General features: G+C 72.9%; 22 protein-coding genes and 2 pseudogenes. 11 read left to right on the top strand and 13 right to left on the bottom strand.

Annotation, left to right across the window (positions count from 1 at the left end; all coding sequences use genetic code 11):
- Positions 1-55: 55 nt before the first annotated feature.
- Positions 56-343 carry an SUKH-4 family immunity protein gene (locus ACFRAV_RS06485; protein WP_382552169.1) on the top strand — a complete coding sequence of 96 codons (288 nt, stop codon included), beginning with the start codon at positions 56-58 and terminating at the stop codon, positions 341-343.
- Between the two features lie 161 nt (positions 344-504).
- On the opposite strand, the gene ACFRAV_RS06480 is transcribed toward ACFRAV_RS06485, so the two are convergent.
- Entirely contained in the window at positions 505-2,781 is a 2,277-nt protein-coding gene (locus ACFRAV_RS06480) for an FtsX-like permease family protein (RefSeq protein WP_382552168.1), read from the bottom strand.
- 29 nt (positions 2,782-2,810) lie between these two features.
- A complete protein-coding gene (locus tag ACFRAV_RS06475) occupies positions 2,811-3,521 on the bottom strand; it encodes an ABC transporter ATP-binding protein (RefSeq protein WP_382552166.1) in 711 nt (236 codons plus the stop codon).
- 138 nt (positions 3,522-3,659) lie between these two features.
- Between ACFRAV_RS06475 and ACFRAV_RS06470 the strand changes: the two genes are divergently transcribed.
- The 3 genes from ACFRAV_RS06470 to ACFRAV_RS06460 all read left to right on the top strand — a co-directional run bounded on the left by ACFRAV_RS06470 (position 3,660) and on the right by ACFRAV_RS06460 (position 6,615).
- Positions 3,660-4,499 carry a sensor histidine kinase gene (locus tag ACFRAV_RS06470; RefSeq protein ID WP_382552164.1) on the top strand — a complete coding sequence of 280 codons (840 nt, stop codon included), beginning with the start codon at positions 3,660-3,662 and terminating at the stop codon, positions 4,497-4,499.
- Positions 4,496-5,230 carry a response regulator gene (locus tag ACFRAV_RS06465; protein ID WP_382552162.1) on the top strand — a complete coding sequence of 245 codons (735 nt, stop codon included), beginning with the start codon at positions 4,496-4,498 and terminating at the stop codon, positions 5,228-5,230. The genes ACFRAV_RS06470 and ACFRAV_RS06465 overlap by 4 nt, the downstream gene beginning before the upstream one ends.
- A 521-nt stretch (positions 5,231-5,751) precedes the next feature.
- The gene (locus ACFRAV_RS06460; RefSeq protein WP_382552160.1) at positions 5,752-6,615 is read left to right on the top strand and encodes a class I SAM-dependent methyltransferase; all 864 of its coding nucleotides are present in this window, start codon (positions 5,752-5,754) and stop codon (positions 6,613-6,615) included.
- A 47-nt stretch (positions 6,616-6,662) separates the two neighbouring features.
- Here ACFRAV_RS06460 and ACFRAV_RS06455 read toward each other — a convergent pair whose 3' ends face one another.
- The 4 genes and pseudogenes from ACFRAV_RS06455 to ACFRAV_RS06440 form a co-directional block, all read right to left on the bottom strand.
- The gene (locus ACFRAV_RS06455; protein ID WP_382552326.1) at positions 6,663-7,301 is read right to left on the bottom strand and encodes a DJ-1/PfpI family protein; all 639 of its coding nucleotides are present in this window, start codon (positions 7,299-7,301) and stop codon (positions 6,663-6,665) included.
- 296 nt (positions 7,302-7,597) lie between these two features.
- Positions 7,598-8,554: pseudogene (locus tag ACFRAV_RS06450) on the bottom strand (GlxA family transcriptional regulator); the annotation flags it as partial.
- 102 nt (positions 8,555-8,656) lie between these two features.
- A complete protein-coding gene (locus ACFRAV_RS06445) occupies positions 8,657-8,923 on the bottom strand; it encodes a hypothetical protein (protein WP_382552158.1) in 267 nt (88 codons plus the stop codon).
- A gap of 130 nt (positions 8,924-9,053) precedes the next feature.
- On the bottom strand, positions 9,054-10,076 hold the full coding sequence (locus ACFRAV_RS06440) for an LLM class flavin-dependent oxidoreductase (RefSeq protein ID WP_382552156.1): 1,023 nt from the start codon (positions 10,074-10,076) through the stop codon (positions 9,054-9,056).
- Positions 10,077-10,198: 122 nt separating this feature from the next.
- Here ACFRAV_RS06440 and ACFRAV_RS06435 point away from each other — a divergent pair.
- A pseudogene (locus tag ACFRAV_RS06435) lies at positions 10,199-10,657 on the top strand (DUF6314 family protein); the annotation flags it as partial.
- A 59-nt stretch (positions 10,658-10,716) separates the two neighbouring features.
- On the opposite strand, the gene ACFRAV_RS06430 reads toward ACFRAV_RS06435, so the two are convergent.
- Both ACFRAV_RS06430 and ACFRAV_RS06425 read right to left on the bottom strand, forming a co-directional pair.
- Complete coding sequence (locus ACFRAV_RS06430) at positions 10,717-11,310, bottom strand: histidine phosphatase family protein (protein WP_382552155.1); 594 nt, start codon at positions 11,308-11,310, stop codon at positions 10,717-10,719.
- A 90-nt stretch (positions 11,311-11,400) separates the two neighbouring features.
- Positions 11,401-11,856 (bottom strand): GNAT family N-acetyltransferase, encoded by a 456-nt coding sequence (locus ACFRAV_RS06425; protein WP_382552154.1) that lies wholly within the window; start codon positions 11,854-11,856, stop codon positions 11,401-11,403.
- A 242-nt stretch (positions 11,857-12,098) separates the two neighbouring features.
- On the opposite strand from ACFRAV_RS06425, the gene ACFRAV_RS06420 reads away from it, so the two are divergent.
- The gene (locus tag ACFRAV_RS06420) at positions 12,099-12,323 is read left to right on the top strand and encodes a DUF1918 domain-containing protein (RefSeq protein WP_382552152.1); all 225 of its coding nucleotides are present in this window, start codon (positions 12,099-12,101) and stop codon (positions 12,321-12,323) included.
- A gap of 54 nt (positions 12,324-12,377) precedes the next feature.
- Here the strand turns inward: ACFRAV_RS06420 and ACFRAV_RS06415 are convergent, their stop codons facing one another.
- The gene (locus tag ACFRAV_RS06415; protein WP_382552150.1) at positions 12,378-13,631 is read right to left on the bottom strand and encodes a glycoside hydrolase family 10 protein; all 1,254 of its coding nucleotides are present in this window, start codon (positions 13,629-13,631) and stop codon (positions 12,378-12,380) included.
- Positions 13,632-13,811: 180 nt separating this feature from the next.
- Here ACFRAV_RS06415 and ACFRAV_RS06410 point away from each other — a divergent pair, with 180 nt between their 5' ends.
- Positions 13,812-14,672, top strand: a complete 861-nt coding sequence (locus tag ACFRAV_RS06410) for a 3-hydroxybutyryl-CoA dehydrogenase (protein WP_382552148.1) — start codon at positions 13,812-13,814, stop codon at positions 14,670-14,672.
- 323 nt (positions 14,673-14,995) lie between these two features.
- Entirely contained in the window at positions 14,996-15,952 is a 957-nt protein-coding gene (locus tag ACFRAV_RS06405) for a zinc-binding dehydrogenase (protein WP_382552146.1), read from the top strand.
- Between the two features lie 836 nt (positions 15,953-16,788).
- Here the strand turns inward: ACFRAV_RS06405 and ACFRAV_RS06400 are convergent.
- From ACFRAV_RS06400 to ACFRAV_RS06390, 3 genes are read right to left on the bottom strand one after another with little or no spacing between them, the layout of a single operon-like run.
- The gene (locus ACFRAV_RS06400; protein ID WP_382552145.1) at positions 16,789-17,655 is read right to left on the bottom strand and encodes a DUF1963 domain-containing protein; all 867 of its coding nucleotides are present in this window, start codon (positions 17,653-17,655) and stop codon (positions 16,789-16,791) included.
- A gap of 43 nt (positions 17,656-17,698) precedes the next feature.
- Positions 17,699-18,370: a hypothetical protein gene (locus ACFRAV_RS06395; RefSeq protein ID WP_382552143.1), complete on the bottom strand. Its 672-nt coding sequence runs from the start codon at positions 18,368-18,370 to the stop codon at positions 17,699-17,701.
- Between the two features lie 28 nt (positions 18,371-18,398).
- Positions 18,399-18,977 carry a hypothetical protein gene (locus tag ACFRAV_RS06390; RefSeq protein ID WP_382552142.1) on the bottom strand — a complete coding sequence of 193 codons (579 nt, stop codon included), beginning with the start codon at positions 18,975-18,977 and terminating at the stop codon, positions 18,399-18,401.
- A gap of 350 nt (positions 18,978-19,327) precedes the next feature.
- Here ACFRAV_RS06390 and ACFRAV_RS06385 point away from each other — a divergent pair, with 350 nt between their 5' ends.
- Both ACFRAV_RS06385 and ACFRAV_RS06380 read left to right on the top strand, forming a co-directional pair.
- Entirely contained in the window at positions 19,328-19,903 is a 576-nt protein-coding gene (locus ACFRAV_RS06385; protein WP_382552141.1) for a dihydrofolate reductase family protein, read from the top strand.
- A gap of 273 nt (positions 19,904-20,176) precedes the next feature.
- Positions 20,177-22,006 (top strand): serine/threonine-protein kinase, encoded by a 1,830-nt coding sequence (locus ACFRAV_RS06380; RefSeq protein ID WP_382552139.1) that lies wholly within the window; start codon positions 20,177-20,179, stop codon positions 22,004-22,006.
- Positions 22,007-22,038: 32 nt separating this feature from the next.
- Here ACFRAV_RS06380 and ACFRAV_RS06375 read toward each other — a convergent pair whose 3' ends face one another.
- Positions 22,039-22,506: a MarR family winged helix-turn-helix transcriptional regulator gene (locus ACFRAV_RS06375; protein WP_382552137.1), complete on the bottom strand. Its 468-nt coding sequence runs from the start codon at positions 22,504-22,506 to the stop codon at positions 22,039-22,041.
- A gap of 169 nt (positions 22,507-22,675) precedes the next feature.
- On the opposite strand from ACFRAV_RS06375, the gene ACFRAV_RS06370 reads away from it, so the two are divergent.
- A complete protein-coding gene (locus tag ACFRAV_RS06370; RefSeq protein WP_382552135.1) occupies positions 22,676-24,115 on the top strand; it encodes a DHA2 family efflux MFS transporter permease subunit in 1,440 nt (479 codons plus the stop codon).
- The last annotated feature ends 172 nt before the right edge of the window (positions 24,116-24,287 follow it).

Raw genomic sequence — 24,287 nt, 5'->3', positions numbered from 1 at the left:
CTGGCCGTGGACGAGGCGATGCACACCCCCGAGTTCGTGCTCGACGGGCACGGCCGTGTGGGCGCTCGCCCCGGGCGTCGATCCGGCGGAGCGCTTCGTCAACTCCTCACTGCTCGCCTGCTTGGACGCTCTCGCGGCCTGGGAGCACCGCTGCGAGCATCTCGACGACTTCGACGACCTGGAGCCGGACGACCCCGACTCTGACGACGACCCCGTCGGGGAGGCGCGGGTCGCCTTCGGCCTCGCCGTGCGGGACCGAAGGCGCGAGTTGGACCCGCCGGCGTTCGATCCGGACGCCTGGTGGGGCCGGGTGTACGAGGAGGTGGAGTTCGACGCCATCTGACGACGGCAGCACGGCTCGGAGCTGCCGGGCGGCCCCGCACGGATCGTGAGCCGTGATCCGCGCCAGGCCCGGCACATGAGCGCAGGCGGAGCAAGGCAGCCCACGGCGGACGCCGTCGGCTGCCTTGGTCCGGTTCCACAGGGTCGGTGCCGAGCGGTCGTCTACTCGGTGTGCAGCACCGAGGCGATGGTCGTCCGGGCTGCCGACCGGGCCGGGACCAGGGCGCCGAGGACGGCGATCGCCACACCTGCCAGGAACATCGCGGCCAGCTGCGGCGTGTGCCACACGTCCTTCATGTACGCGGGGAAGTCGACCACCCCGACGTTGTCCACGACGAGACGGTGCGCCACGATCCCGAGCGGGATGCCGAGCAGCCCGCCGACCGCACCGAGTCCGGTGACCGAGGTCACCGTCATCACCACCACCTGCCGGGGGGTCATCCCGATCGCCTTGAGCATGCCCAGGTCACGCCGCCGCTCACGGGTGTTCAGGAGGACGGTGTTGAAGACGCCGAGCGAGGCGACGAGGGCCAGCACCACCGTGAACACCACCGAGAAGGTGACGACGGTGGCGGTGCCGGCGTTGCCGGAGTCCGTCACCGACGCGCGCAGGTCCGGGTCGAGCGCCGCGACCGCCTCGGTGTAGGCGCGCGCGTCGGCGCCCGGGGTGAGCCGCACCATGTACTCGGTGGCGTGGGCGTCGGGTGCGAGTCGGGTGAGGCTGGCCCAGTCGGCCTCCAGGGCCCGGGCATCGCCCTCCATGAGCCGGCCCACGACGGTGGCGGTGATCTTCCTGCCGTTCAGCCCCAGGGTGACCCGGTCGCCGAGCGTCAGCCCGCGCTGGGTCAGGAAAGCGGGCCCGGCCACGATCTCGCCCGCCGCGGCCGGCGCCCGGCCTTCGACGATGGTGTGCTCGTACGCGGAATCGTCGCCGCGGTAGAAGTCGGCGAACACGGGCTCGGTCTGCCCGGTCATGTTCGCCTGGGACAACGCGCGGGCGCGTACGCCCTCGGCGCCCGGCAGGGACCGCAGGTGTTCCTCGATCTCCAGGTCGCTGAGCCCGGACGGAGTCCGGTCGTTGCCCGAGACCTCGGTCGTCACGTGGATCCGGGCGCCTCCGCCCTCCCTTCCGACGTTGCCGTACGCCACCATGGTGCTGGTCAGTCCGGTCGACAGAGTCACCGTGGTGACCCCGAGGACGATGGCCGCCATGGTCAGCAGGGTGCGGCCGGGACGGGCGAACGGCTGGCCCAGGCCCAGACTGACCGGGCGCGGCAGCCGGGTGGCGCCGAGCATCCGCTGGACGCGCAGCCCGTGCCCGGTGCGCGGCGTGCCGCCCGCGCTGATCGCCCGTGCCGCGGACAGGCGGTGGGCTCGCAGTGCGGGGACCAGCGCGGCCAACAGGACGAGCGCGGGCATGCCCACGAGGCAGGCGACGGACGGCCACAGGCTGACGTCGCCGATCGTGGCGCGGCCCACCTCGATGCCGGTGAACGCGACCTTCAGGATCGGCCCGGCGAGTGCGCTGCCGGCCAGCGTGCCCAGTACACAGCCCACCACGGCAGGTACGGAGAGCATCGTCAGGTAGACGGCGACGACCTGGTTCGGCGTGAAGCCCAGGGCCTTGAGCACTCCGATGTGCCGGTACCCGGAGACGACCGCGCCGCTGACCACGTTGCCGACGATCAGGGCGGAGACGAGCAGGCCGAGGACGCCGAAGAACGTCATGAACGGAAGGTAGGAGTCGGCCAGCGCGGAGAAGGCTTGCTTGAGGGTGAGGTACGTCTGCGCGCCGGTCAGCGCTTCCTCGGGCAGTCCTGCGGTGGCCCGCGTCAGCCCGGTGCTCAGCTGTGCCTCCGTCGAGGAGTTCGTGAAGCGGTAGAGCATCTGGGCGGAGGCCGGGTGCAGTGCCGTCATCTGTTCGGGCGAGACCCAGGCGCTCGCCGACCTGCTCATGCTGGTGGCGAATCCGACGACGGTCAGCGTCACATTGCCGGGGATCTCCAGCTCGGTGCCGAGGAGGTCCGTGCCGGGGGAACCCTGGGCGGGCCAGTTGACGACGATCTCGCCGGGTGCGGTGGCCCAGTGGCCCGCGAGGAGCTCGATCCGGTCCACGGGGCCGGCCGGATCGGCCCGGCCCACCACGGTGAGGGTGCCGCCGGCCATCCACAGCCAGTCCTTGGGGATGTCGACGACGGTCTGCCCGAACGGTCCGGCCGCAGCCGCCACTCCGGGCTGCCGGGCGGTCCGCGCCAGCTGCCCTCGCGAGACCTGCGTGGCGTCGAAAGCCGCCACCGTGTGGGCCCCGCGCTGTGCGGCGTAGGCCTTGTCGAAGGGACTCGAGGCGGCGCTCAGCAGCGCCAGGGCGAGCAGGACCGTCGTGGTGGAGCAGAGGACGACGAGTCCGATGACGCAGGTCTGGAGCCGACGGCGCTTCACAGCCGCGCGAGAGGCTGTCCATACGGCGCTCACGCGGTCGCCTCCAGCGTGCTCTCACGGGCGACCCTGCCGTCGGCGACCTCGATCAGCCGGCTGGCGCAGCGGGTGGCCAGCTGCGGATCGTGGGTGACGATCAACAGGGTCTGGCCTATCTGGTTGAGGTCGATCAGCAGGTCCATCACCTGCTCGCCCGACCGGCTGTCGAGGGCGCCGGTCGGCTCGTCGGCCAGGAGCAGGGCCGGGCGGTTCATCAAGGCCCGTGCGACGGCGACGCGTTGGCGCTCTCCACCGCTGAGCGTCACCGGATGGTTGTTCCGGCGCTCGGCGACGCCGAGTTCGTCCAGGAGCTCAAGGGCCCGGCGGCGCGCCTGCCTGACGGTCGTGCCGGTCAGCTGCGCGGCCAGCGCCACGTTGTCCAGGACGGGGAGATCGTCGATGAGGTTGAAGAACTGGAAGATCATGCCGACGTTCCGCCGTCGGAACAGGGCCAGTCCCGTCTCGTTCAGCTTCCCGAGGTCATGTCCCTGTACCTCGACGGTGCCCGAGGTCGGCCGGTCGAGGCCGGCCACCATGTTGAGCAGGGTGGACTTGCCACAGCCGGAGGGGCCCATCACGGCGACCGCGTCGCCCGCCCGGATCTCCAGCGACAGGCCGTCCAGGGCCTTCGCGTCGCCGTACTCCTTGTGCACGCCGTCCAGCCGCACCACCGTGCGCCGGGCACTGTCGTGATCAGTTGTCATGGCTCGAACTTAGGGCGGCGTCCCCTGACGGAGCGTCGGCTCCCGGATGTAACCGTCCGGGCAGGTCATCCTGGGGATGTACGGAGCTGCATCCCCGGGCCGATGTGGGGCGCGTCGTGCGGCTGCGAAGATGGTCCGGTGTGGGGATCCGGGACGCTCGTACTGGTCGTCGCCCTTGCTGCGGCAGTGGGCGCCGCCGGGTATCTGTACGGGGCGCTGGCCAGGGCGCGGCGACTGCACCGGGCGGCCGTCGAGGAGCGCGGCTGGCTGCTGGAGCGGGAGCGCGAGAGCGCGACGCGTATCGCGGTCGACGCCGAGCGGGCCAGGATCGCCACCGAGCTCCACGACATCGTCAGCCACAACGTGAGCCTCATGGTGGTCCAGGCGGCGGCCGCCCGCGAGGTGCTGGCCACCATGCCGGAGGAGGCCGCGACGGCCTTGAGCGCCGTCGAGACCGCCGGGCGGAACACGATGACCGAACTGCGGCACCTGCTCGGCCTGCTCGCACCCGCGCAGAACGGCGAGGACGAGTCGCACGGAACGGACCTGTCACCGCAGCCGAGCTTGACCCGTCTCAGCCCGCTGATCGACCGGATCGCCTTCGCCGGCCTGCCCGTGGAGATGCGCGTCTCCGGCGAGCCCCGCCCGCTGCCCACCGGGATCGACGTCACCGCCTACCGGATCATCCAGGAGGCCCTGGTCAATGCCCTCAAACACGGAGACGGAGCATCAGCCGAGGTGACGGTGCGATACGCGGACCACTACCTGCGGGTCGAGGTGCTGAACAGCGGACCGAGCACCCTGTTGGGCAGCCGGCCCACGCCGAGTGGGCCGCGCCCGGTCCGGCCGGACGGGACGGGACGGGGGCTGATCGGCCTGCGGGAGCGGGTCGCCCTCTACGGCGGCGACCTGGACGCCCGCCGCCGACTCGGCGGCGGCTACCGCGTCCGCGCACGGATCCCGCTGGACCGGCCATGACGACGCACCCTGGACCCACCCCTCGCGTCGTGATCGCCGACGACCAGGAACTGGTCCGCACCGGCTTCCGCCTGATTCTGACCGCCCGCGGCATCGACGTGGTGGGTGAAGCCGGCGACGGAGCCGAGGCCGTGGCCGCCGTGCGGAGGCTGCGGCCCGACGTCGTGCTGATGGACATCCGCATGCCCACCATGAACGGCCTGGAGGCCGCCCGCCGGATACTCAGGCAGTCTCCGGACTGCCGGGTGATCATGCTGACCACCTTCGACCTCGACCACTACGTCTACGCCGCCCTCGCCGCCGGAGCCAGCGGATTCCTGCTCAAGGACGTCACCCCCGCGCATCTGGCCGCCGCCGTGCGCCTGGTCGACACAGGTGACGCGCTGCTCGCGCCCTCGATCACCCGCCGCCTGGTGGAGCGTTTCGCCTCAAGCGACCGCAGCGCCGATGCGGATCTCGCGACACCGGCCGTGCACCGGGACCTGACCGCGCTGACGCCGCGCGAGCTCGAGGTGCTGACGCTCATGGGGCGGGGGCTGTCCAATGCCGAACTGGCGCGGCGGCTGACGCTCAGTGAAGCGACGGTGAAGACCCACGTGGCCCGGATCTTCGCCAAGCTGACCCTGCGCGACCGGGCCCAGGCCGTCGTCGTCGCCTACGAGACAGGACTGGTCTCGCCAGGAGAGTTCGCCGACGCCTCCACCAAGGAGTCCGGCCCGAGCGAGCCGTGAGTCCACGCAGCCGCCCCCGGCGACGACTCGCCGCGCCAGGGCTTCCGGCACACCGACCTGCCCCCCACCGCCAGGAACCCGGGGCGTCGAGGACGCTCACCGCCGCGTGGCCGAGCAGCTGATTCCCGTCACGAGCAACCAGTACCGCGCCGAGCGGCTCTCGCAACGGCTCGCCGTGTTCAGCGACTTCGCGGGCGCACTCGCCGGCGGAGGGCCTGGGGACTCGCCGCCGGGATGCACAAGGCGGCCGACCCGGGAGAGCTCGCCCGCCGTGGCGCGGAGGCCCGTGACGCGATGGAGGCGTTCGTCGCCCGGGCCGCCGGTGCCGCGCCCTCTCCGGTTCCCCGGGGATCGGTCCCCCGGGCGACCATCCCGGTGACGCCCGCCCCCGGCCCGGCGCGGCTGCGCGTCCACCGGGTCGGGCGGTCCCCATCGTGGAGGGACGGCCGACGGCGGCGCCCGAGGGCCGCACGACGCCGAGGAAGGCCGAGGAAGCCTGAACCTGGAGGGTGAGAGACCGCATGACGAACCCGAACGCCGACGACGCGGCCACGGCGGACCACGCGCTGAAGGCCAAGCACCGGGCGATGTGGGCGCAGGGCGACTACCCCTCGATCGCCGCCGATCTGATCGCCGGTCTGGGCCCCCTGCTGGTGCAGCAGAGCGGGGTGGGCCCTGGGCAGCGGGTGCTGGACGTCGCGGCGGGTACCGGCAACGCCTCGATTCCGGCCGCGCTGACCGGCGCGGAGGTCGTCGCGAGCGATCTGACCCCCGAGCTGCTGGAGGTCGGGCGCGCTCTGGCGGCCGAGCGCGGCGTGGAGGTCGAGTGGCGCGAGGCGGACGCGGAGCGACTGCCGTTCGGTGACGCCGAGTTCGACGTCGTGCTCTCCGTGGTGGGCATCATGTTCGCGCCGCACCACCAAGCCGCCGCCGACGAACTGCTCCGCGTCTCCCGCCCGGGCGGCACGATCGGGCTGATCGCCTGGACCCCGGAGGGCTTCCTGGGCAAGATGCTGGCGGTGATGAAGCCGTTCATGCCGCCGCTGCCGCCCGGTGCTCAGCCGCCCCCGCTCTGGGGCAGGGAGGAGCACGTCCGCGAGCTCCTCGGCGACCGGGTCGGCGGGCTGAGCGCGGAACGCCGCGAGCTGGTGGTCGACGCGTTCGCGTCACCCGAGGAGTTCCGGGACTACTTCAGGGAGCGGTACGGCCCGACCATCGCCGCCTACCGCGCCATCGGCGACGACCCGGACCGCATCGCCCAGCTGGACCGAGGCCTGGCCGACCTCGCCCGGGAGCACGACCGGGGTGAGGGCGACGGCCTCGTGATGGACTGGGAGTTCCTGATGATCACCGCGACCCGCGGCACGGACGGCACGGACGCCTGAAGCGCGGGGCCGGGAGCGCTGGATCCATCGCCCCCGGCCCCCGGCCTTCAGCCCTCGACGACCAGGTTGCTCGCCCTCAGCGCCTCCACCATCTCGGGCGGGGCGTCGGCCGTCGAGCCGGTCGCGTAGGGCGGCTCGGGCGCGTACTCCATGACCAGCTGGATCGACTCGGCGACCCGCTGGCCCGCGGTCAGGCCGGCCAGGTGGAGCGCCAGGTCGATCCCGGCCGAGACCCCGGCCGACGTGGCGTACTTGCCGTCGACGACGATCCGCTCGTCACCGACGGGGGTCGCGCCGAACGCCTCCAGCATCTCGAGGCAGATCCAGTGCGAGGTGGCCCGGCGGCCGGTGAGCAGGCCGGCCGCGGCGAGCAGCAGGGAGCCGGAGCAGACGGACGTGGTCCAGGTGGCGCCCGCGTCGACCTTGCGGATCCAGTCCAGCGTGGGTCCGTCGTCGAGCAGGTCCGCGCAGCCGGGGCCGCCGGACACGAGGAGCACGTCCGCGTCGGTCACGTCGGAGTACCCGGCGTCCGCGGTGAGGGCGAGGCTGCCCATGTCGGTGCGCACGGGGCCGGGTCGGGCGGCGGTGAAGACGACCTCCGCGCCGGGGATGCGGGAGAGGACCTCGTAGGGCCCGACCGCGTCCAGCGCGGTGAAGTTGTCGTACAGCAGGACGGCGATCTTCATGCTCATCGGTTACCTCCGTGAGGTGTGTCGGGCCAGTGCGACGGCCCGTCGGCTGTGGATGCGTCGGTTGGGGATGCGTAGGTGCCGGGTGCGTGGGCGGTGGACGTGCCCGTAGCGGCCGTCTCGGCCATGGACGTCCCAACGGCGGGTGGCCGAACGGCAGGCGGCCCAACGGCGGCGGCTGCCCCGGTGGCCGGTGCGGCGCCCCCGGACGTGGACGCGACGGTGGCGGTGACGGCGGCGGTGGCGTCCGCGGGTCCGCCGCCGGCCGTCCCCCGCACGGTGCGCGCGGCGGACGACGACGGCCGGAAGCGGCGCCGGTACTCGGCGGGCGGCACCGACAGCGCGCGGACGAAGGCCCGCCGCATCGCCTCGGGTGTGCCGTATCCGCAGGCCCGGGCTATCCGCTCCACGCCGTCCTCGGTGTCCTCCAGCCGACGGCGCGCGGTCTCCAGCCGGGCGGCGTCCACGTACCGTCCGGGCGTCACGCCGACCTCGGCGGCGAAGGCCCGCGCGAAGTGGCGCGGCGACAAGGCCGCCCGACGGGCCAGCGCCTCGACGCTCAGGTCGTCGTCGGGGTGGTCGGCGATCCAGTTCTGCACCTCCCGCAGCGGGTGCCGCTCCGCGAGCTGCGCGGCGAGCTGGGTGCTGAACTGGGCCTGATCGCCCGGCCGTCGGAGGAACACCACCAGGTGGCGGGCCAGCAGCAGGGCGACGTCCCGGCCGAGGTCCTCCTCGACCAGCGCGAGGGCGAGGTCGATGCCGGCGGTGACCCCGGCCGAGGTGGCGACGTTCCCGTCCCGCACGAAGATCGGCTCCGGGGCCACCTCGGTGTCCGGGAAGCGGCGCGCGAGGGCGTCGCAGTACGCCCAGTGGGTGGTGGCCCGCCGCCCGGCCAGCAGACCGGCCTCGGCCAGCAGGAACGCGCCGGTGCAGACGGACACGATCCGCTCCGCCCCGGCCGCCAGGTCCAGGATCCGGCGGACCACCGCCGGGTCCGGTGCGGCGGTCCCCACGCCGCCGGGCACCACCAGCGTGTGCGGGGGCTCGACGCCGTCCAGGTCGGTGTCCGGCAGCAGGCGCAGCCCGCTCGACGTCCGCACCGGTCCACCGCCGGGCCCGGCGGTGGACACCCGGTAGGCGTCCGGCCGCCCGGCGGCCTCACCTGCCTCGGCGAAGACCTCCAAAGGCCCGGTGACGTCCAGACTCTGCACTCCGTCGTAGAGGACGACGAGCACGCTCCGCTGTCTCATGCCTCCGAGCCTGGCAGGGGCCCGTCATGGCGGCAACGACGGGTTTCCCACCTTTCCTGCCACGCGCTGCGGCACCGTGCCGCAGCGCGTGGCAGGACGGACTCACACCCCCGCGAGCAGCGCCATGGCGGCGACGAGCATGACCAGGGAGGCGGCCAGGATGACGGCGCCGAGCACCGTGAAGTACCAGCGCCCCATTCCCGACGGCTGGAGCAGGGCGAAGTCCATGGTGCGGGCCGCCTTCTCCCGGCGCACCGCGTTGTGCCGCGCCACCCACTTGTCGGCCGCACCACCGAGGTTGAACGCGGCCACCGCGCCGCCGGTGATGCCTGCGAGAGCGAAAATCAGGATGAACAGGGCAGCGCCCACGGCTTGGTCCTTCGTGCTGGTGCCGCACGGTCGGCGGCGGACGGGCGCACTCTGCCAGCCGGTGCGGCCGGAGGCAAGCGATCACCGCTCGCTGCCCGGGACTGCGGGAGCCCCGGGCAGGACCTGCTGTTCAGCGCCAGCCGAGGGCCGGGGCGACGTGGGTGAGGACGGCGTCCAGGACGTGGGCGTTGTAGTCGACGCCCAGCTGGTTCGGGACGGTCAGCAGCAGCGTGTCGGCTGCGGCGATCGCCTCGTCCTTCGCCAGCTGTTCGGCCAGGACGTCCGGCTCGGCGGCGTAGGAGCGGCCGAAGACGGCCCGCGTCGTGGGGTCGATGTTGCCGAAGTGGTCCTCGGAGTCGGTCTCCCTGCCGAAGTAGGCCCGGTCGCGGTCGTCGACCAGCGGGAACACCGAGCGGCTCACCGAGACGCGCGGCTCACGCGCGTGCCCGGCCTCCTTCCACGCCTCGCGGTACGCCTCGATCTGCTTGCGCTGCTGGACGTGCAGCGGCTCGCCGCTCTCGTCGTCCTTGAGCGTGGAGCTCTGGAGGTTCATGCCCAGCTGGGCGGCCCATACGGCGGTGGCGTTGGATCCGGAACCCCACCAGATGCGCTCCCGCAGGCCCTCGGAGTGCGGCTCCAGGCGCAGCAGACCGGGCGGGTTGGGGAACATGGGGCGCGGGTTGGGGCGGGCGAAACCCTTGCCCTTGAGCACCTCGAGCAGGACCTCGGTGTGGTTGCGCGCCATGTCGGCGTCGTTGCCGTCCTCCGGCGGCTGATAACCGAAGTAGCGCCAGCCGTCGATCACCTGTTCCGGTGAACCGCGGCTGAGGCCGAGCTGGAGCCGGCCGCCGGATATCAGGTCGGCGGCGCCGGCGTCCTCGGCCATGTACATGGGGTTCTCGTAGCGCATGTCGATCACGCCGGTGCCGATCTCGATCCGGCTGGTGCGCGCGCCGATCGCCGCGAGCAGCGGGAACGGGGAGGCGTACTGCTGGGCGAAGTGGTGCACGCGGAAGTACGCGCCGTCCACGCCCACCTCCTCGGCGGCTACGGCGAGATCGATCGCCTGGAGCAGTGCGTCGGAGGCGGTCCGGGTCCGCGAGTGCGGAGTGTCCGACCAGTGACCGAAGGAGAGGAAGCCGATCTTCTTCATATGTTCTTCAACGCCTCCGGGCCGGGTTCATTCCGTCCGGGAGCAGCGGCGATGATGGCGGGGGCCGGGGCGGGAGCGGACCGCCCCGAGGAGTCGCAGGCGGGAAGGGGAGGCGGGTAGTCATGCCGGAGGAGTTCCACCCGGTGCCGGACCTGTGGGCGTATCTGCCCGGGACCTGGCGCACCGAGCGCACCGTGCGCGACCTGGCCACCGGGGACGAGGGCCGGTTCCGTGGGACGACCGCGTTCGAGCCGTCGCCGGGGCCGGAGGGCGGGCTGCTGCAGCGGGAGGACGGCGACTTCGTGTGGCAGGGCGTCTCCCGTCCGGCCGGTCGCACGCTGCGGCTGCTGCCCGGGAGGCTGCTGCCCGGAAGCACGGCCGCCTCGGCGGACGTGCGCTTCGCCGACGGGCGGGAGTTCCACCCGCTGGACCTGTCGACGGGACGGTTCGTCGCCCCGCACCCCTGTGCCGCCGACCTGTACGAGGGCGAGTTCACGGTGCTGAACGAGGACCGGTGGCGCACGGTGTGGCGGGTGCGCGGGCCGGCCAAGGACCTGGTCCTCACCACGGAGTACGCGCGGGAGGCGGCGAGGGTCTCGCACGCCCCGGAAACGACGGAACACCGCGAGGGCGTCGCCGGTCAGGCCCGCACCGGCGGGGCGTAGGGGACGTCCAGGCGGAGGGTCCAGCGGCCGGGGCGGCCCAGGACGGTGATCGCGGAGAGCGGGCGGACGTCGACGTTCCAGTAGACGGACGGCGGCGCCTTGAGGGCGTAGATCAGCGCTGCCCGGATCACCCCGGGTTCCGCGACGGCGGTGATGGTGGCCCCGTCGTCCGCGGGCCGGGTGTCGAGCCAGCCGCCGACCCGGGTGATGAAGGCGTGCAACGACTCCCCGCCGTGCGGCGCGGAGCGCGGGTCGGCCAGCCAGGCGTCGACGGCCTGCGGCTCGCGGGCCATCGCCTCGGCGAGCGTCATGCCGCGCCACCGCCCCATGTCGCAGTCGCGAAGGGCGGGCTGCACCAGCGGGACGTAGCCCAACAGGTCCCCGGTGGCCCGGCTGCGCGGGGTGGGCGAGCAGTAGCGCAGGTCGGCGGCGGCCAGCGGCGCCAGGCCGGGGACGACGCGCTGGATCCCCTCCCAGCCCTCCCGGTCCAACGGGCTGTCGTCGTCGAATCGCTCGGCGATCGGGCGGGTGCTGCTCGCGGCTGCAACGAAGGTGACCCGAACATGCATGCGGTGATGGTCGACCCGCGGGGAGGGCGGGTCAAGAGGGCCGACACCGGCGGGTAACACGCCCGGTAACCCCTGCGTGCGCCCGGGTGCTCAGTGGAGCTGCAGCGCCATCCAGTCGTCCGGTCGTGCGAGGGGCTCGAAGCCGAGGCGGGCGTAGACGTCGTGGGCGTCGTGCGTGGCGAGCATGATGCGGCGCAGCCCGAGGCCGCTCAGCTCCTCGCGCACCCTGGCCACCAGGGCACTGCCCAGGCCCTTGCCCCGCACCTGGGGGTCGACGTAGACGTCGCAGAGCCAGGCGAAGGTGGCCCGGTCGGTGACCGCGCGGGCGTAGGCGGCCTGCGCCCCGGTGACGACGTCGTACATCCCGAAGTTCACCGAACCGGCCATCGCCGCGTCCTGCTTCTCCCGGGAACGCCCGAGCGCCCAGTAGGCGTCGGTGGACAGCCAGTGGTGCACCCGGTCGGCGTCCACGCGGGCCGGGTCGGCGGAGAACTCGTATCCCTGTGGCAGGGGCGGGAGGGACGGCAGGGCCGGCGGAAGCGTCATGACGGGAGGCTTCCACGGGCCGTCGGGACGCCGCAACGCGATATGCGGCGCGGGGGTGCGCGGGGCGCGGGGTCCGGCCCTCGCGCCCGGAACCCGCCCGGCCCTCGCGCCCGGGACCCGCATGCCGCACCCGCCCGGCCCGCTGCCCCTGCCGGACGCGCGTGCCGCTCGTAGACTCGGACGAGGGGGCTCCCGGGAAAGTATCGCTGGACGAGACGACGACTGGACGAGGAGGCCCGCCGATGTACGCACGTGTGGGAGACCGGCTGCTGACGCACGGCAGGGTGGTCGGAGCGGCCGACCGGACGGCAGAGGTGATCGAGGTGCTCGGCCCGGACGGTTCCCCGCCCTACCGGGTGCGGTTCGAGGACGGCAACGAGGCGATGGTCTGGCCCGGCCCGGACACCGAGGTGAAGCACCTGACCACCGGTCCGGGCGTCACCGCCAGCGGCAGTCACCGCCTGTAGCGGGGCCCGAACGCGGTGGCGGCAACGCCCGGCCGCCGCGAAGTCCCCGTGCGCTCAGCCGCCGTAGTGGTCCTTGACCACCCGGGCCATGGCGCCGCTCGGGTCGGCCGCGACCTCCTTGGCGGAGAAGAAGACGTGTCCCCCCACCTCGGGCAGCGCGGCCGCGAGCTCGAGGTGGCGGGACAGTTCGCGCACGTTCTGCCAGGCGGCGGCCTGTTTCGGGTCGCCCGCCTTGTAGAGCGCCTCGCCGAGGTACAGGGCGGTGCCGGTGCCGCGCGTGGTGTCCGCCCACCACTCGGCGAGCACCGCGTAGTCCGCGGCGCTCTGCCCGATGTGCCAGTACAGCTGCGGCACCACGTAGTCGATCCACCCGCCGCGCACCCACTTGCGGGTGTCCGCGTACAGGTCGTCGTACGTCTGCACGCCGCCGCGGGTGTCGGAACCGCGCCGGTCGGTGGAGGCGTTGCGCCAGACGCCGAACGGGCTGATCCCGAACCGTGTTCCCGGGCGGGCGGCGCGGATCCGTTTGGCGGTCTCCTTCACCAGCAGGTCGACGTTGTTGCGCCGCCAGGCGGCCCGGGAGGAGAACGCGGCCCCGTGCGCCTTGTAGGCGGCCGCGTCGCCGAAGGTCTGTCCCGCCACCGGGTACGGGTAGAAGTAGTCGTCGAAGTGCACGGCGTCGACCGGGTACCGCTCCACCGCGTCGAGGACGGCGTCCTGCACGAAGGCGCGGACCTCCGGCAGGCCCGGGTTGTAGTACAGCTTGCCGCCGTAGGGCACCACCCAGCCCGGGTGCTTGCGTGCGGGATGTCCGGCCACCAGGCGGGACGGCTGGGTGTGCGCGGCCACCCGGTACGGGTTGAACCAGGCGTGCAGTTCCAGCCCCCGGGCGTGCGCCTCCGTCACGGCGGTGCCCAGCGGGTCCCAGCCGGGGTTCTTGCCCTGGGTGCCCGTGAGGTAGGCGGACCAGGGCTCGTGCCGGGACGGCCAGAGGGCGTCCGCGGTGGGCCTGACCTGGAAGATCACGGTGTTCAGCCGCCGTCGCACCGCGGCGTCGAGGTGGCGCAGCAGTTCGTCGCGCTGGCGGGCGGCACTCAGTCCGGGGCGTGAGGGCCAGTCCCGGTTCCCCACGGTGGCCAGCCACATCCCGCGCATCGCCCTGGCCGGCGCCGCGGCGCCGCCACCCGCGCCCGCCGGGGCCGTCACGGCCGAACCGCCGGCCGCCGGCGCCGCGGCCCCCGTGGCCAGCAGGGCGGGCAGCGCCGTGACGGCGGCGGTGGCGAATGTCCTGCGGGAGAGTCCTGCCATCGGATGAGACCCCTCACGTTTCGCGGCCGCCCGGCCACGGGCAGTACCGCTGGGACAGCGGTCACCCAGCATGCCCCACCCGAACGATCGATCGTCGGAGCCGCGAAGGTAACGTGCTCGATCGGAGCAGGCGCCGACCGATGGCAACCTGTCCGACCCGATGATCACGAAAGGGACGATGTGAGCGACATCGAACGCGTGGGAGTGGTGGGCTCCGGCCAGATGGGAGCCGGTATCGCCGAGGTCTGCGCCCGCGCCGGTCTGGACGTGAAGGTCGCCGAGGCCACCGGCGAGGCCCTGGAGTTCGGACGCACCCGGGTGCTCACCTCTCTCCAGCGGGCGTTGGAGCGCGGCAAGCTCACCGAGGAGGAGCGCGCGGCCACCGAGGCGCGCCTGGACTTCACCACCGACCTCGGCGAGTTCCACGACCGCGACCTCGTCATCGAGGCCGTCGTGGAGAACGAGCAGGTCAAGACGGAGATCTTCCAGGTCCTCGACCAGGTGGTCACCCGCCCGGACGCCATCCTGGCCTCCAACACCTCCTCCATCCCGCTGGTGAAGCTCGCGGTCGCCACCTCGCGGCCCGACCAGGTGGTGGGCATCCACTTCTTCAACCCGGCGCCGGTGCAGCAGCTCGTCGAGCTGATCCCCGCGCTGACCACCTCCGAGGGCACCCTCGGCCGCGCGCAGCTGTTCGCCGAGAAGGCGCTCGGCAAGCACTCCATCCGCGCCCAGGACCGCTCCGGTTTCGTGGTCAACGCGCTGCTGATCCCGTACCTCCTGTCGGCGATCCGGATGTTCGAGTCCGGCATCGCGAGCCGTGAGGACATCGACAACGGCATGGAGATGGGCTGCGCCCACCCGATGGGCCCCCTCAAGCTCGCCGACCTGATCGGCCTGGACACGGTGGCCTCGGTCGCCTACTCCATGTACGAGGAGTACAAGGAGCCCTTGTACGCCGCTCCCCCGCTGCTCCAGCGGATGGTCGACGCGGGCCGTCTGGGCCGCAAGACGGGCTCGGGCTTCTACACGTACGGCTGATCGCTCGACCACGGGCCCTGAGCTGGGAGTTCAGCTCAGGGCCCGTGGTCGTGCCCGTCACGCGGGCGGGCGGTCGGGGGGACGAGAGCTGCTCGGACTGCTGCTCGAGGTGGTGCGGCCGGTGGTCCAGCGAGGCGTCACCGGCACGCGGCGGAGCCGGCGGCCCGGCACGGACTGCGACCGAAGCCGGAGGGGAGCACGTCGCGCACTCCGGAACACAGCGATGCATAGTGGGATGCAGGGGGCACGCGTTCCCACCGTGGTTCGGACGTGGCCCCCTCCGTCGGGTCCCCCCGACCGCTGACATGTGAGGACGCACGCTCATGAAGTCCTGGCGCTTCCACGGAACCGATCAGCCGCTGACCCTGGAAGAGGTGGACGCGCCGCACGCGGGTCCTGGTGAGGTCGTCGTCGACGTCAAGGCCGCGGGCCTGTGCCACTCGGACGTCAGCGCGCTCGACGACCCGGGCTGGATAGCCCTGTTCCCGCGTACGCCGATGACGCTCGGGCACGAGAACGCCGGCGTGATCAGCGAGGTCGGCGACGGCATGGAGCACTGGAAGGCCGGCGACCGCGTCGGCCTCTCGCCGATGATGCCGGACGGCGACGCCATCGGGTACGGCGCCTGGGACGGCGGATACGGGCCGCGGGTCCGCGCCACCGACGCCAACCTGGTCCGGCTCCCGGACGAGGTCTCCTTCGAACTGGGTGCGATGGCCACCGACGCCGGCCTCACCTCGTACCACGCGATGGTGACCCGCGGCGGGGCGAAGCAGGGGATGCGCGTCGGAGTGATCGGGCTCGGCGGCCTGGGCTACATCGGCGCGCGCGTCGCCGTGCTCAAGGGGGCCGAGGTGTACGCGGCCGAGGTGAACCCGCAGACCCGCGAACTGGCCGACGAGATCGGGCTCAGCGGCGTCGCCGAGTCGATCACCGAGTTCAAGGACAAGAACCTGGAACTCGTCGTGGACTACGCCGGCTTCGGCACCACCACCGCCCAGGCGATCGAGACGCTCGCCGAGTTCGGCACCCTGGTGCAGGTCGGCATGGGCCGTCTGGAATCCACCGTGAGCACCAACGAGATCATCCTCAAGCAACTGAACATCCACGGCTCCAAGTCGGGCACGAAGCAGGACCTGGCGGAGCTGTACGACCTCATGCGCTCCGGCGACCTCAACCCGCCGTTGAAGCGCATCACTCCTGATCGGATCCCCCAAGGGCTGGACGATCTGCGCAAGGGCGGCGTGGTGGGCCGTCTCATCGCGCTGTACGAGGATTAGCCGCCGAGGACTTGCCGTGGAGTATCGGCCGCCGCGAGGCCGGGCCGGGCCCCGTTCGGGCCGCGGGACGGGCTCGGGCCTCCGCCCCTACGGCCGGCGTCCGGCGGCCGGCGGCCGGCCCCACTGCATGACCGAGGGCTCCGAGCCGCCAGTTCGGCTCGGAGCCCTCGGTCGTACCCGCGGCACGCACGGCCCGTGCGGCACCGCGTTCCAGGAGCGGGCACGGGCGCGACCACGCCCGCGGTGGGTGGGTCGGACCGCGGCGGTCGGCGCCCAGGAGCAGCACCAGGCCGAGCACAGGCTCACCACCCTGCGCGGCGGTCGCCCCCCGACGGCCTGGAGGGCGCAGGCCGCCTTCGGGGCGTAGAGCCGGGACCACGTGCTGGTGCCGACGATCCCGTCCGCGCCGCCGACGGTGCCGTTGCAGGTCTGCCCGGGTAGACGGTGGGGCGTGAGGAGTCGGAGATGTAGTTGCAGTACGGCTCGGCCGCCGCCGACCCCGCGCCGGCGACGACCACGCCGGCCGCGAGGACAAAGGCCGCTGTCACCGAAGCCACGCGTCGCTTTGTGTTGCTCATGACTGTTCCCCCTGGGTCAGGTCTGATTTCGGGGGTCTGCCCCGTCACACGGGCAGCGCCCGCCCACCGACGCTCCAGGTGGACGGGCGGGCATCGGACCCCTTCAGCCGCGACCCTCGTTGGTCGACGCGGCGATGTGCCGTTCCATCGACCGGGGCAACGAGGCCCACGCGGTGACGCACAGCGCGTCGGAGGGGAGCCGCGATCCGTGCCGGCCGAGCCGGACCGGCGGCTCCCTGCAGAGGGCGACGAACCGGGTCAGGGGGCCTCGAAGGACGTCACGGTGAGGGCCTTGTCCCACCGGGCTGCGGCCAGGTCGTCGTGGCGGATCATGAACTTCGTGGAGTACTCCTCGTAGGCGCGCCCTTCGTCGGCGAGGGGTATCCATTCGCCCGCCAGCCGGAACGCGTCCTCTTCCGGCAGAGGGGCGAACGGCTTCCCCTCCGCCAGGGCCTTCGCCGTGATGCCGCCGACCGTCGCCTCGTCGTCGGCGTACCCGCCGAGGACCAGGTACGCACCGGACGACCAGAGGCCGTGGGCCAGGGACCGAAGCTCGTCCAGGTGGGGCAGTTCACGCTCCATGTACCGGGCCAGCCGCTGCTGGAAGGGGTACATGTCGTCCCACTCGAGGTCCTCCCAGAACTCGTGCCAGTCCTCGTCGCCCTCCTTGAGCCAGAGGGGCAGATCGGCTTCGAGTTCGGCGCAGACGTCGATCCGTTCGCCGGCGCACGCGGCGTCCGGGGGCTCCGGAACCGCGGTCTCGGCGCCGTCCGGTACGTACACGACTCGCGCGTACCGGCCCGGCTCGGCCCGCACCTCGCGGAAGTCCCTCTCCTGGTGAACGAAGAAGAGCAAAGTCCCGTCCGCCGGCAGGTCGAAGCCGTCGATCCTCGGCAGCGCCCCGCAGTCGACGGACAGGAGCAACGGCAACGGAAGGTCCCCGGCGGACGGCCACGTCGTGCCCACCGGCAGCCGGGGCAGCCCACCGATGTGCCCGACCGGAGAGCCGCCGCCACCGGCGGACAGCCCGATCGCCAGACGAAGGTGCGTGCTGAACCTGCCGATCTCGTCGTCCGGGATGCCCAACTCGCGCGCTGCGCGACGAAACTCCCCCTGATGATCCATGCCCGTGAAGATAGTCCGGAAGCTTGCCCCCGGGGGACCGTGGTCACGGATCGACGAGGACAGCCAGGCAGCGGAACTCGCCGCCGGGACCGCCGAGTTGCGCGTACGAGCGCCAGGTGAGCGGATGGATGCCGCGCAGGACGCGGGTGTGGGGGGCGTAGCCGCCCTCGGCCCAGCGGAGGGTGCCGGCCAGCGTCTGCCCGTCGTGGAGTCTGAACTCGTGGTCCCTGGTGCGGGGGCGGCCCTGAGGCGGGGGAAGCCACAGGGCCGCCTCGTTGGTGATGAGCAGGGCGAGGCCGTTCTGGTCCTCGCGGCGGCAGAAGCGTTCCAGCCGCTCGATGTCGAACACGAAGTTGCGCCGGGCCAGGTCCGGCGCCCCATGGTGGCGGAGGTCGTAATCCTCGGGCGGGGAGCCCGCCTCGCCGGCCCACCGTCGGGTGACGTACTTGAACTCCACAGCGGTCCGGGCCGTAGGTCCCAGGCACAGCAGGTCCAGGTACTCCGCACGGAGCCCGGGTCGGCGTACCGGCACTTCGAGGCGTGCCCGGACGTCCGGAGCGACGGAGGTCAACGCCTGGGCGAAGGCGTGCTGGAGGTCGGCCTCGGAGTGGAAGACGGGCCGTGCCGCCCGTAGCTCCGCAAGGACGTCGTCCAACCGGGCCTTGCCGGCGATCACCGACTGCGGCGGAGATGTCGGTGTGGTCACGTGGCTCATGGAAGCCGGGTCCTCTCGTCGGGATGCGCTAGGCGTCGTCTTCGGCTCCCGGGCTCCGCGGGGGCTCCTCGGCCGCGAGGCCCCAGATGCGTTCCGTCGGCTCCGGCGTGGCGGCAGGAACGTGGCCGGTGTCGAGGCAGGCCTCGGGGATCACGCGGTGGGCCCGGAGGAGGGCGCCCCAGAGGTGCTGTTCGTGCCAGAGCAGGGCGTGGTTCCCGTTGTCCCGGGTCTGCTCGGCCGCGCGCATCGCCTCCTTCCAGGCGGCCCACAGGGCGGCGAGTTCCTCCGCGGCTCCGGGGTGGCAGGGCCAGCACGGCGGGATGCCGTACTCGCCCTCCGGCTGGTACCGGGCCCGCAACCAGTCGACCCAGTCGGCGAGTTCCGACCACTGCGACAGGGTGGCACGGGCGGTCCAGGGCTCGGGCGGCGGCTTCTCCCCCGCGCCGGACACCTTGCGGGAGACGTATCCCACGACGCCGTCCTGGAGGTCCGTGAGCGCCTGCTCCAGTACCTCCATCCTGTGGTCGTGTTTGTCGGACAGCACGACGACGAGATCGGCCAGCTCGTCGAGCTGCGCCGCGAGGCCCTCGACCGTCACCTCGTCCACGCGTCCTCCCGGGTAATGGGCGGGCCCTTTCCGATTCGGCGGACCGTCGGTGCGGCGCCGCACTGGAGTTGTAGCGAAGCGATGAGAGGCAGGGGGCGTCTGTTACCCACCGGGGCACAAGGCGTGACGGGCGGGACACCGGTGTGACGCGACGGAGATCGACGGCAGGCCCGCCGGCGGCGGCCCGCTTCCTCCGCGGAGCCGGAGCCTGCCGTTCGAGTGGTCGGGGCCGGGGGCGGCGGGCATGGCGATGAGTTCCGCGGGGACCGCGGGTCGAAGGTGGGACGACGGTTCGACGAAGGATCCCACCTGGCCGGTCACCGCGTCCGGCCGCATCCGAGGAGGACGACATGACCGCCACCTACACCTTCGACGTCTTCGTGAGCCTGGACGGCTTCGGGGCCGCCGGCGGCGACTGGACCGGCTACTGGGGCAAGCAAGGTCCTGAGCTGCTGGAACACCGTCTCGGGCTGTACGGGGCGGAGCAGCGGATGGTGCTGGGTGCGAACACCTACCGGCTGTTCGCACGGATGCTGGCGGAGAGCACGGAGGACTCCGACGTGCGCGACCCGTGGGTGACGAGGATGCGGAACCTGCCCCTGACGGTGGTGTCGACGACGCTGGAGGAGCCCCTCGACTGGCCGGACGCCACTGTGGCGAGCGGCGACGCGGTCGAGGTGGTGGCCCGGCTGAAGGAGGAGTCGGACGTGCCCCTGCGCTCGCACGGCAGCCTGTCGATGAACCGGGCGCTGATGGCGGCCGGGCTGGTGGACCGGCTGCAGGTGACGCTCTTCCCCGTCGTCACGGGCCGGACGGGGCTGGACCCGGTCTTCGCGGGCGCCGAGGACTTCGACCTGGAACTGCTGGAGAGCCGGACCCTGGACGGGCGCGTCCAGGAGCTGGTCTACCGGCCCACCCCGCACTGACCTGCCCGACGCCCGACGCCCGAGGACGGCGTTCCCTCTCGCTCCGAGCCGCGGTGCGGTCTTCCCACGGGACGCGGGCAGCCAGGACGCGGCCCGCCTGGACGCGGGCCGGCCTGGTCCGATTCCGCTCGACCTGGCGTGATTCTGCCCAACTCGGTTCATGTTCTTGCGACTTGTACCGAGCCTGCGTAAAACGGACGTCTTCCGATGTTCGCCGGCGTCATGATGTGAGCCCTCGCAGGGGGAGATCACGGGGAGATCGTGGGGGGACGCATGGGGTTCACGGAGGAGCTCGGGGCGGGGGATCCGGAGCGGGTCGGGCCGTACCGGCTGGTGCGGCGGCTCGGGGCCGGCGGGATGGGGCGGGTGTACCTGGCGCGGTCCAAGGGCGGCAGGGCGGTGGCCGTGAAGGTGGTGCGGCCCGAGCTGGCCGAGGACCGCGAGTTCCGGCAGCGGTTCGCGCGCGAGGTCGCGGCCGCCAGGCGGGTGAACGGGGTGTTCACCGCCGGCGTGGTGGACGCGGATCCGGAGGCGGACCCGCCGTGGCTGGCGACTGCCTACGTACCGGGCGTCTCGCTGGACACCGCCGTCGCCCTGCACGGGGCGTGGGAGGCCTCCCGGGTGACGACCCTGGCGGTCGGGCTGGCCGAGGCGCTGGAGGCGATCCACGCCTCGGGACTCGTCCACCGTGATCTCAAGCCGTCGAATGTGCTGCTGGCCGCCGACGGTCCCCGGGTCATCGACTTCGGCATCTCCACGGCGGCCGAGGCGAGCGTGATCACCCGGACCGGGGTGGTGATCGGGACACCCGGTTTCATGTCCCCGGAACAGCTGACCGGCGAACCCGTCACGGCCGCCAGTGACGTCTTCGCGCTGGGCGCCGTCCTCGCGTTCGCGGCCTCCGGCGCCGGGCCCTTCGGCACGGGTTCGGCGCAGGGCCTGATGTACCGGGTCGTGCACGCCGAACCGGATCTGGCCGCGGTGCCGGACGCGGTGCGCGGGTTGGTCGGCAGGTGCCTGGCCAAGCGGCCGCAGGACCGGCCGGGCGTCGGCGAGCTGCTGGCCGAGCTGACGGATGCGACGGACACGGCGGATGCGGCGGGTGCGGCGCGTACGGAGCTGTTGTTCGCCGGGGCGGCGTGGCTTCCGCCGGCGGTGGCCGCGACGGTGCGGCAGGTACGGGACGGGACCGCCGCCGCGGGTTCCGCCGGGCAGCACGACGCGGGGGACGCGCCGTTGCCGCCGACCCGGCAGGCACCCACCGTCACCGCGCCGGCCCGGTCCACTCCCTCGCCCGCGCACACGCCCACCGCACCGCCCACCGATCCGCCCGCGTACAGCACGCCCGCCGCGCCGCCCACCACCCCGCCCTCGTACACGCCCACCGCGGTCGCGCCCGGGGCGGGGGACGGCGGCGCGAGGGCCGGGGGGTCCGGGGGGATGCCTCCGGGGAGGCCGCCGGGGGCCTCCGGCAGGCGTCGTGCCGCGGTGATCGTCCCGCTCGTCGTGGCGGCCCTTGCGGCGGGACTGGTGGCCTGGCAGGCGGACGCCCTCTTCGGCGGGGCCTCCGGGACGGACTCCGGCTCCTCCGCCCCGCCCTCCGACGCCTGGTCCGACGGGCAGCCCGAGGCCGGCCCGACCCCTTCGGACACCGCGTCACCGTCATCGTCACCGTCCGGCACCCCGTACGACGCCTCCTCCAGCACCGGCCCTCCCGCGGACGCTCCCTCCGATCCCTCGCCGTCGCCGTCACCGTCCGAGGTGGTGACGGACCTGTCGGGGCGGTGGAACGGCAGTTACGTCTGCAACCAGGGCATCACCGGCCTGGTCCTCACCGTCGATCAGTACCAGGACGGCAGCGTCACGGGGGTGTTCGCGTTCTACCCGGCGCCTTCCAACCCCACGGTGCCGCGCGGGTCGTTCGCCGTGGCGGGGACCTTCGAGAGCGGGGTGCTCACGCTGCGGGCGACCAACTGGATCGAGCAGCCCCCGGGTTACCTCACGGTCGACCTCCAGGCCGCGTACGACCCTTCGGCACCCGGTCATATGGACGGGCGGGTCTACGGGGCGAACTGCACGACCTTCTCGGCCGACCGCACCTGACCGCGGGCCGCACCCGACCTCCGACGGTCCGGTCACCGCCGGGACCCCGCACCAGCCTGTTCGGCCGCCGCGACGGTGTCGCGGATGCGGCCCAGCAGGGTGCGCAGGGCGGTGCGGTCCTCGGGGGTGAGGGCGCCGGTGGCGGTGCGCAGGGCCTCGCGGTCCATCGCCTCGGCCTCCTGGTGGCAGGCGCGGCCCGCGTCGGTGAGGGCGAGCAGGTGGGCGCGGCGGTCGGTGGGGTGCGGGAGGCGGACGACCAGGCCGTCGCGCTCCAGGGCGTCGACCAGGCTGGTGGCCGTGCGGGCGGCGACGCCGAGCATGTCGCTGAGGTCGCGCATCCGCATCGGCTCGGCGGCGTGGGCGAGGAAACGCAGGGCGCGCAACTGGGCGACGGTGGTGCCCTTCTCGGCCAGCCTGCCGTCGACGAAGAGCCGCAGACGGTGGGTCGTCGCGAACAGCTCGTCGATCAGCGGGTCACTGCTGCCCGGGACGTTCCTCACCTTGGTGCTCCTGTGCTCGTGGCGGTCGGCGGTTCTCGCCCCCGTTCCTACCGCACCCGCGCGGCGGGAACGGGCCCGGTGGCCCGGATCGGTCCGTGCCGACCCGAATTCGGTCCGTGCCGACCGGAACGGATGTGCTGAGCCTACACATACTGAGTATACTCAGCACATGCTTCGCTCGCTGCGCCTCGACCAGCGCATAGTCGTCCCTGTCGTCTGTGTGGTCACCGCGTTCATGTCCATCGTGGACGGAGCCGGCACCACCGTCGCCCTGCCCTCCATCGGCCGTGACTTCGGACTCGCCACCGCGGGTCTCGACGCCGTCGTCGTGGTCTACCCCGTCTGCGTCGGCCTCGCCGTGCCCCTGTCGGCCTGGCTCGGTGACCGCTTCGGCGGGCGCCGCACCGTCCTGACGGCCTTCGCCGTCTTCACCGTCGCCTCCGGACTCTGCGGCGTGGCCGGGTCACTGGGCGAACTCGTCCTGTGGCGCGCCCTCCAGGGTTTCGCCGCCGGCATCCTGCTGCCGGTCACCGGAGCTCTGCTGTACCGCACCTTCAGCCTGTCCGAGCAGGTGAAGGTCTCCCGCTACATGATCATCCCGCAGCAGGTGGCGCCCGCCCTGGCCCCGATGGGCGCGGGCTGGCTGGTGGACAACATGACCTGGCGCTGGGTCTTCTACGCCAACCTGCCGATCGGCGTCGCCGTCCTCGTCTTCGGACTGCTCTTCCTCGAGGAGCACCGCGACCACGTTCCCGGGCGGCTGGACGTGCCCGGTCTGGTGCTCACCGCCTTCGGCACGGCGGGGCTGATGTTCGGCGTCAGCGAGGCCGCCGAGATGGGCTGGAGCAGCGTGCCGGTGGTGACAGGTCTGGTCGGCGGCGCGGTGCTGCTGGCGGCGGCCGTGGCGGTGGAGCTGCGGGTGCCTGAACCGGCTTTGCGGGTGCGGCTGTTCACCGACCGTCTGTTCCGGGACACCAACGTGATCGCGTTCCTCGGCTTCACCGCGTTCATGGGCGCGATGTTCGTCGGACCGCTGTTCCTGCAGCAGGGGTTGGGCCTGAGTGCCTGGGAGTCCGGTTCCAGCACCTTCGCCGAGGCGTTCGGTGTGCTGCTCACCATGCAGCTCGTCACGCCGCTCTACGCCCGGATCGGTCCGCGCAAGCTCGTCGGGTTCGGGCTGCTCGGGGTCGCGCTGGTGCTGGTGGCCTTCTCCCGGCTGGACGCGGACTCCTCGCTGTGGACGTTCCGCGGACTGATGTTCCTGCTGGGCGCGGCGATGGGCGGGGTGTTCATGCCCACCACGGTGGCCTCGTTCACCGGCATCGGGAAGGCGGACGTCTCCCATGCGGCGACCCTGAACACGGTGGTCCGGCAGGCCGCCGGCGCGACCGCCCCGGCGGTGGCGACCGTGGTGCTGGCCTCGGCCGCGGTGGTCGGCACCGGGGCCGACGCCCATCCGCCGGTCTCCGCGTTCCAGCAGGCGTACCTGGTGCTGGCGGTGGTCTCCGCGCTCGCCGCCGTCTTCGCCTTCACGATGCCGGACCGCGCCGCGCGGATCGCCGCCTCGGACCGGACCGTCGCCGCGCGGCGGGAGACCGTGGACGCCTGAGCCGCCTCGGCCTCCGCCGCGGTGCCCCGTGCCGCGCGCCGCCGCGGAGCGACCGGCCGGAACCGCCCGGGTCACCGTCACCGCGCCCGACTCCGCCACCGGGCAACCGACCGGAGTCGCCGAGCAACCGGGCAACCGACCGGAGCTACCGGCCAACCGACCGGAGCCGCCG

This window comes from Streptomyces sp. NPDC056600 (assembly GCF_042792855.1).
Taxonomy (GTDB): Bacteria; Actinomycetota; Actinomycetes; order Streptomycetales; family Streptomycetaceae; genus Streptomyces.
Note: the sequence above shows the minus strand (reverse complement) of the source record. Positions and strands in the feature narration are given on the sequence as shown.